At 58.3% G+C, this 6,636-nt stretch carries 5 protein-coding genes, 1 tRNA gene and 1 pseudogene; 4 read left to right on the top strand and 3 right to left on the bottom strand.

The genetic code is table 11. The annotated features are described in order from the left end of the window. Positions 1-307, top strand: a pseudogene (locus ACTVZP_RS16100) (hypothetical protein); the annotation flags it as partial. Between the two features lie 365 nt (positions 308-672). Continuing rightward, positions 673-2,322: a hypothetical protein gene (locus ACTVZP_RS16095; protein WP_443213181.1), complete on the top strand. Its 1,650-nt coding sequence runs from the start codon at positions 673-675 to the stop codon at positions 2,320-2,322. Between the two features lie 235 nt (positions 2,323-2,557). Here ACTVZP_RS16095 and ACTVZP_RS16090 read toward each other — a convergent pair whose 3' ends face one another. From ACTVZP_RS16090 to ACTVZP_RS16080, 3 genes are all read right to left on the bottom strand, one after another. Beyond that, the gene (locus ACTVZP_RS16090) at positions 2,558-3,751 is read right to left on the bottom strand and encodes a helix-turn-helix domain-containing protein (protein ID WP_443213180.1); all 1,194 of its coding nucleotides are present in this window, start codon (positions 3,749-3,751) and stop codon (positions 2,558-2,560) included. After that, positions 3,738-4,397 (bottom strand): hypothetical protein, encoded by a 660-nt coding sequence (locus ACTVZP_RS16085; protein ID WP_443213179.1) that lies wholly within the window; start codon positions 4,395-4,397, stop codon positions 3,738-3,740. The genes ACTVZP_RS16090 and ACTVZP_RS16085 overlap by 14 nt, the downstream gene beginning before the upstream one ends. A 608-nt stretch (positions 4,398-5,005) precedes the next feature. Further along, positions 5,006-5,091, bottom strand: a tRNA-Leu gene (locus tag ACTVZP_RS16080). A 119-nt stretch (positions 5,092-5,210) separates the two neighbouring features. Here ACTVZP_RS16080 and ACTVZP_RS16075 point away from each other — a divergent pair. Together ACTVZP_RS16075 and ACTVZP_RS16070 are read left to right on the top strand one after the other, a co-directional pair. After that, on the top strand, positions 5,211-5,858 hold the full coding sequence (locus tag ACTVZP_RS16075) for an META domain-containing protein (RefSeq protein WP_443213178.1): 648 nt from the start codon (positions 5,211-5,213) through the stop codon (positions 5,856-5,858). Positions 5,859-5,931: 73 nt separating this feature from the next. Continuing rightward, entirely contained in the window at positions 5,932-6,630 is a 699-nt protein-coding gene (locus ACTVZP_RS16070) for a CoA transferase subunit A (protein ID WP_443213177.1), read from the top strand. The last annotated feature ends 6 nt before the right edge of the window (positions 6,631-6,636 follow it).

Raw genomic sequence — 6,636 nt, 5'->3', positions numbered from 1 at the left:
GCTGACGCCAAGCCTGCTCGATCTCGCGGGCGTGGTGTTGACCGCACTGATCGGCCTCGTCGCCGTCCGCTTCCAGCACTGGACCGGGATCCAGATCGAGGCCCGGCATCGCGAGGCGCTGCACTCGGCGATCATGACCGCTGCGCGCCTCGCGGTAGCCCGCAAGCTTGCCCCCGATGCGGCTACGGAGTTTGTCTCGAGCTATGTCCGGTATTCGGTGCCGGATGCGTTGAAGCAGCTGGCGCCGCCGGCGGACACGCTCGATGCGCTGGTCCGGTCCAGGCTGGCTCAAGCCGCCGAGCTCTGAGCATCTCGCTTGTCCGGGGCGCGGCAACTAGCCGCGCTCCTATGACCGCAATGCGCAGGAAGCGGACCCGAGCACCTGCTGCACGATCTATAGCGCGGCGCAGCTTCCGGTCTTTCGCTGCACCAGTTCCACGAGTTGGCGGAAGGCTGCCTGCGCTAGATCCGCCCCGAAAGTCGGTCGCCTGACTGATGCCGTGAAGAGCCCGGGTCTGTTATTGGGGACAGATGAATATCTGATTGAGGCTCTATATTGCAATTGCGGGATGCTGCTCAGGGCAATAACGTCAACGCTGCATAGGGCGGAAAGGCCCGAGATACCGAACGTCTTTCCTATAATTCAGGCTCACCAACACAGCGGGACGTGAGATGACCCCAGAAGATTACGACGAAGAACTCCGTTGGCGGTTGGAGGTCCTTCGAGCTAAATTTGAAGAAGGCAAGATTCACGTCGCGAAGCATCTCGCTGCCGACCTCGAGAAGAGCCTAAGTGCTGTCCGTTACGGAGCCGACGGGAAGATTGACTTGTCGACTGTTGATGGCCGAGTTCGCGCAATGGCCATGATGGCGGCAGCTGCAAAACAGCGTGAAGAAGTAAAGGGCGCGACTTCGCTCGAAGACATAACCAACACGTATTTTAAATACATCGAAGAGAATTTGGATTTCTTTGTTAAAGAGGCGGGTGAAAAGGGTTATGATGCGCATATCTTTGCTAAGGCAGTAGCTCGACAACCTTCGGCAGTGGCTGACATACATCCTCAAATCCCAAGGTTTCTCGAAGGGCTTCAGGAGTTCTGGTCGGCAATTGCAGATTGTTCGCATTACCATGTGCAGGACTTGGCAGGAACGAAGGCAGTGTACGGGGGGGATCTCTTTCCTTCCTACCAGCGCAACATTGCCAGCAGCACCGGATTGTATTTGGACACGATAATATTGTCCGACCCTTTTTGGCACACCCGACAGATTTTTGAGCGCGCCGCCCCAGAGATTCAAGCCTACTACCTTGTGAAGCATGCCATCAATCTGATGCAGTACAAGGACCTAGCCTTAGCCAAACTCGAAAACCCAATCGTTGTAGTCACACCCTTTAAATCTTCAGTGGATGCCGAGGAGGTGGAATTCCTTAAGAGGGTGGCGGAAAGAGACGGGCTCATTCATGCCGGGAAGATCTTTGGCAGGAAATTTGAGTCTACTGAAGAGTTGTTCGGATTTACAGCGAAGCTCGATACGCCGGACAGAGCCGTACGGGAGATCGTCGACCGGGAGCGATTACTCTTTGACACCGGTTGGACAGGTACCTTAGAAGATCAAATTAGACGATCCAGTACGCACGTTCAGAGTATGTTTTCGGCCGGAAATGGAGCCGGAGACGTGATCGCCAGCCAGTGTATAGGTCGCATGATGCAAGCGACTGACATTTTGCTAAAGAGCCGCTACCTGCAAGGCACGCCGCTGATAGATGCCCCAACTTCTTGGAAGTACTTCAACTGGAAACTGGAATACAACTCCGCTCTAGCGGATGACGACGTCACACACTTGCATATGGTTAGGGGCTTGCAGCGCGTTGCGGACACGGACATGCAGTGGCTGGGAACTATCCCTCCAAACGCGCTCATAGAGATGCGGCAGCAAGGAGCATTCCATGAGATACGTGAAATGCTATCGGCCGGCGTGAGGGAGATCGCCGCTGCAAAGCCGGAAGCGTTCTTTCGCTCCAGCGATCAAATAGTTGACAATGTGCAGGCAGCCTTCCACAAGCACCAAGAGAACATTGCAGATTTAAGAAAGAAAGGGATGAGATTTGCGGGCCAAGACTTGGGTTCGTGGATAGTCTCTGGAGCAGTAGAACTTGCGGCTATTGCAACTGGAACACCCGCCTTTGGCGCTGCCGCATTCGCCATCAATCAAGTGGTCGATGCGCCCAAGTTAAAAGAAATTCCGGAACGGTTCCGGGAGCTTCGCGATGCGCACCACGAACTGAAGAGGTCACCTATGGGGTTATTCTTCGCGCACAAATGAATTGAAATTAGGGATCTTCACGTCGGAGGCAGCCCGTTCCGCTGCCCCTGCCTTAAAGAGCGATGGCTCGTATATTGCTTGCGGCGAGCAGCAGAGCCTAGTTGAAGGCAAGGCACAACCGCCCATTAATCGGCTTTGGCCGCCTGCTGAGCAGTCGGCTCAGGCGGCCATCGCAACAGACCTTGTTAATGTGCCGACATCTTCACATCCCGTGCGAAACATAATGCAAAAGGCCTTATTTAAGTGTTGGCAAAAACTCCGTCTCATGTGGCATCCGCAAAACTCCTGCTTCAAGTCCCCACATCTGCTCGATCACTGACGGCGCGAACGCGAGGCCATTGCAGATTTCTTCAATAGTGGTCTGACCCTTTGACAGGATTAGCTCAGCTATCGTTCTAAGCAGAGTCGGGCGCTCTAATGGTATGCCGCATGCGCCATCTAGCGGCTCCTTTGTTCTCCATTTCTTGAAAGAAATTTGCTTATAGATGTTCGTGACCTGCCGCTCATCAAACAATCCAAGATCTTTGCAGCGATAGACCATCGCCTGGATAGCCACCTTCCACCGTTCTTTAAGCGGGATGAACGCTTCCGCTCGAGGCGAATAAACCTCATTCGGGAACGACTTGCGCGGCAGAAGGAACGCCCCCGCAAAACGGTTAGCCTCTGCCTCCATTTGCTTCAGTCGAGCAGCGTCCTCGATCTCTACTGCGGAGACCCAACCATGCAAGCAGAGATGCCCCAACTCATGAGCTACATCGAAACGCGCACGAGCCGCACTTCCTTTGTCTGACGCCAGGAAGATGAAGGGCCGTTCTCCCGACCAATAAGAGAACGCTTCGATATTCTCCCCTTCAATTTCCAAGCGACAAATGGAAACGCCCTTCACTTCCAGAAGACGTATAACATTGGTGATGGGGCCCCATCCGAGGCCGAAATGCTGCCTGACCTTCTCCGCAATAGTTTCAATTTCTTCCTCAGTGTAAGCGCTTTCCAGTCCGTCCTCAGGTTCAAACTGAGGCACATCCACCGCGGGAAGATTTGCAATTTCATCGAAAGCGTGAACAGACGCCGCAAACCACTTGGCATATACTTCACATGCCAAATTGCGCCGCTTGGTATCGGCCCCAACTTTCCGAAAGAAATTAGGACTGAACGCGCCGAATGCGGTATGTTCGGTCTTAGTGAAGAACGAAATAGGCTGCCCCAAAACATGAGAGATTGCGTGCATGGTCGCGGGCTCCGGGCTCTTTGTACCCAATTCATAGGTAGATACTGCTTGCCGGCTAACACCGATCGCAAGAGCCAATTCGGTTTGCGTCAGCCGGGCAGCAAGCCTCGCCTCGGTCAGTCGTTCAGCTACAAGTAGTCGGCCAGCTGTCCGGCGAACCTTGGGTCCCGGGAAGCCGACGACGTTGTCAGTCCTGACCATTATCTTTCCGCCACCTTTCAATCCGCTCTTTCAGAAGTTCCATTTCGTTTAGATCATAATCCGTATCCTCCGGCGCCGGACCTTCTTGGGGAACCTCATGCGGCAGATGCATCAAGTTCTGGCTTCGCCAAAGGAAGGAGCACTTGGAGATATGCGAGGGCACCGCCAGATAAGCGAACTGCAAGCTTTGATGACCATGAAGAAAAAGGATGTGCGGGAGATCGATAACTTCTTCCTCCTTTTCAATCACCTCGCCTGAGAAGTCGAAAGCCCACTGGCCGTTGCCTAAGCGAGCATTCTCTCTGAACCCAACGTTCCTTGGCTGCCTGCTTGGATTAGCAACTTGGCTGATGGTAAGGCGGGAATGAGCAAAACGTAGCTCCAAGTAACGCCCGGTAGGCTCGTCAAACGGACGCCACCGGCATTCGCATGGTATCGTCCCCATCTCAACGGCCCGCTCGAGAGCGAAGTCCACCGCCCAACTAATGATGCGCCCCTTGTTATCCTGCGCGCTCTTCACTTGAAGGATCGGGATGTCTCGAACCAATTCATCAGCTGCCGCATAGGCAGTACGCAATAGGGTCGAGAACTTCGGCCAAAGGTTTGGCTTGATCTGATCCCTCACAAATACATCGGCCTTGAGCACAGACGTGTCTCCCACTTGGACGCGATACGCGTTGAGCAACTATATACGAAAATTTGCTACATTTGTCAACCAACTTGCATTTCCGCCCTCGTGAGGCCGGCGGGGTCTTTGCTCAGGCAGAGGTGACAAGCGCACCCTGCTAACAGATGTTCTACGCGCTGCACATACTATGCTTCGTGTGGTCTGTGGCAGGACGCGCGCATTGCCCTCAGGCGATGATGCATGAGTTTCGTGAGTCCGCTTAGGGCTGGCTGCAGACGCTCCCTGCCTTGCAAGCCGGCCACACTGGTCAAGCACGACCGGCTCGCAGAGAAACGCATACGGACGCACGCCCGCACGACGACTGATCAAGACGGCGTGGGACACCGGCCTCCTAACCCCTTGATCCTGTTAGAGACGGTCCTGCCGGGCATGGGACACTGCGCGCCTGATATTGCTGGGCCTCGGGCAACTCTTGGGCCGCCCTCCGGGCCTACCAGATCCCCTCTTCTCCCGTAGTGGTCCCCCGATCGGGGTGGACGCGCCCCGCGCACTGGTCGTCTCGCGGATGACCTCGGTAGCGAAGCCGCAGGTCTCTGGCCGGCGTCCGGCGTCGCGCATGTGCAGGGTGGTGCCCGCGGCCGGGCTCGAACCGGCACGGCCTTCCGGCCAGGGGAGTTTAAGTCCCCAGTGTCTACCATTTCACCACGCGGGCTTCGCCGCGCGACAATAGCGGCCCCGGCAGCGCGGACAAGGGACGCGGTTGACGCGCGCCGGGCTTCCGAAGTTACATGCCGCACCGGAGGGAAGGTCCCGACGGAAAGGGAGGTCCACATGCGCATCCTCGGTCTCGCCGTCCTGCTTGCCGCCTGCACTCTGCCGGCAGGGGGAGAGACCTACCTGCCCCTGACGGCGCGCGGACAGGAGCCCGGATGGCTCCTCAAGGCTGGACCCGAGGGCATGAGCCTGCTGCGTCAGTCCGGCGAGACCCTCACCGCCCCCCTGCCCGATCCCCGACGTCGGCGCGGAGCCGTTCGCTACGTCACCCCCTCGATTGCCTTCGAGATCCGGCCCGGCCTCTGCCACGACATCATGTCCGGGATGCCCTATCCGCTTTCCGTCACGTTGCTGGAAGAGCCGCCGCTGCAGGGCTGCGGCGGCGAGCCCTCGGCGCTCCTGCAGGGGAACTGGATCGTCGAGCGCGTCGCGGGCGCCCCTGCCCCGTTCGGCGTGACGTTCTCGATCGAGGGCGACCGGATCACCGGCAACGGAGGCTGCAACCGCTTCCTCGGCAGCTACGCGACGACCGGAGAAGGTCTGGACATCGGCCCGCTTGCCGGTACGCGCATGGCCTGCCCCGGCAGGGGGTTCGAGAGCCGGTTCCTCTCCGCTCTCGAGCGGGTCAGCCGGTTCGACATCGCCGAGGGCGGGACACTGCTGCTGTTCGAAGGCGACAGCCCGGTGGTCGTTGCCCGGCGCTGACGCCGCGGCGCGGCGATTGACAGGCTGCGGAGCGTCCGCCACAAATTCCTGCGAGAATTTTCGGGAGGTCTCCATGAAGAAGGTCTACGACAGCGCCGCCGCCGCGCTGGACGGGCTGCTGTTCGACGGAATGCTGATCGCTGCAGGTGGCTTCGGCCTCTGCGGCATTCCCGAGCTGCTGATCCAGGCGATCCGCGACGCCGAAACGAAGGATCTCACCATCGCGTCGAACAATGCGGGCGTGGACGGCTTCGGACTTGGCGTGCTGCTCGAGACGCGGCAGGTCAAGAAGATGATCTCCTCCTATGTCGGCGAGAACGCCGAGTTCATGCGGCAGTATCTCTCGGGCGAGCTCGAGCTCGAGTTCAACCCGCAGGGCACGCTCGCCGAGAGGATGCGGGCGGGCGGCGCAGGCATCCCGGGCTTCTATACGAAGACCGGCGTGGGCACCGTCATCGCCGAAGGCAAGGAGCACAAGGAGTTCGATGGCGAGACCTACATCCTCGAGCGCGGGATCGTGGCGGACCTGTCGATCGTGAAGGCCTGGAAGGCGGATCCGAGCGGCAACCTCGTCTTCCGCAAGACCGCGCGCAACTTCAACCCGCCGGCCGCGACCTGCGGCAAGGTCTGCGTCGTCGAGGTCGAGGAGATCGTGCCGATGGGCAGCCTCGACCCCGACTCGATCCACCTGCCGGGGATCTACGTGCACCGCCTGATCCAGGGCCAGCACGAGAAACGCATCGAACAGCGCACCGTGCGCAAGCGCGCCTGAGGGGGA

It is taken from the genome of Rhodobacter sp. NSM (assembly GCF_052244495.1).
Taxonomy (GTDB): domain Bacteria; phylum Pseudomonadota; class Alphaproteobacteria; order Rhodobacterales; family Rhodobacteraceae; genus Cereibacter_A.
Note: the sequence above shows the minus strand (reverse complement) of the source record. Positions and strands in the feature narration are given on the sequence as shown.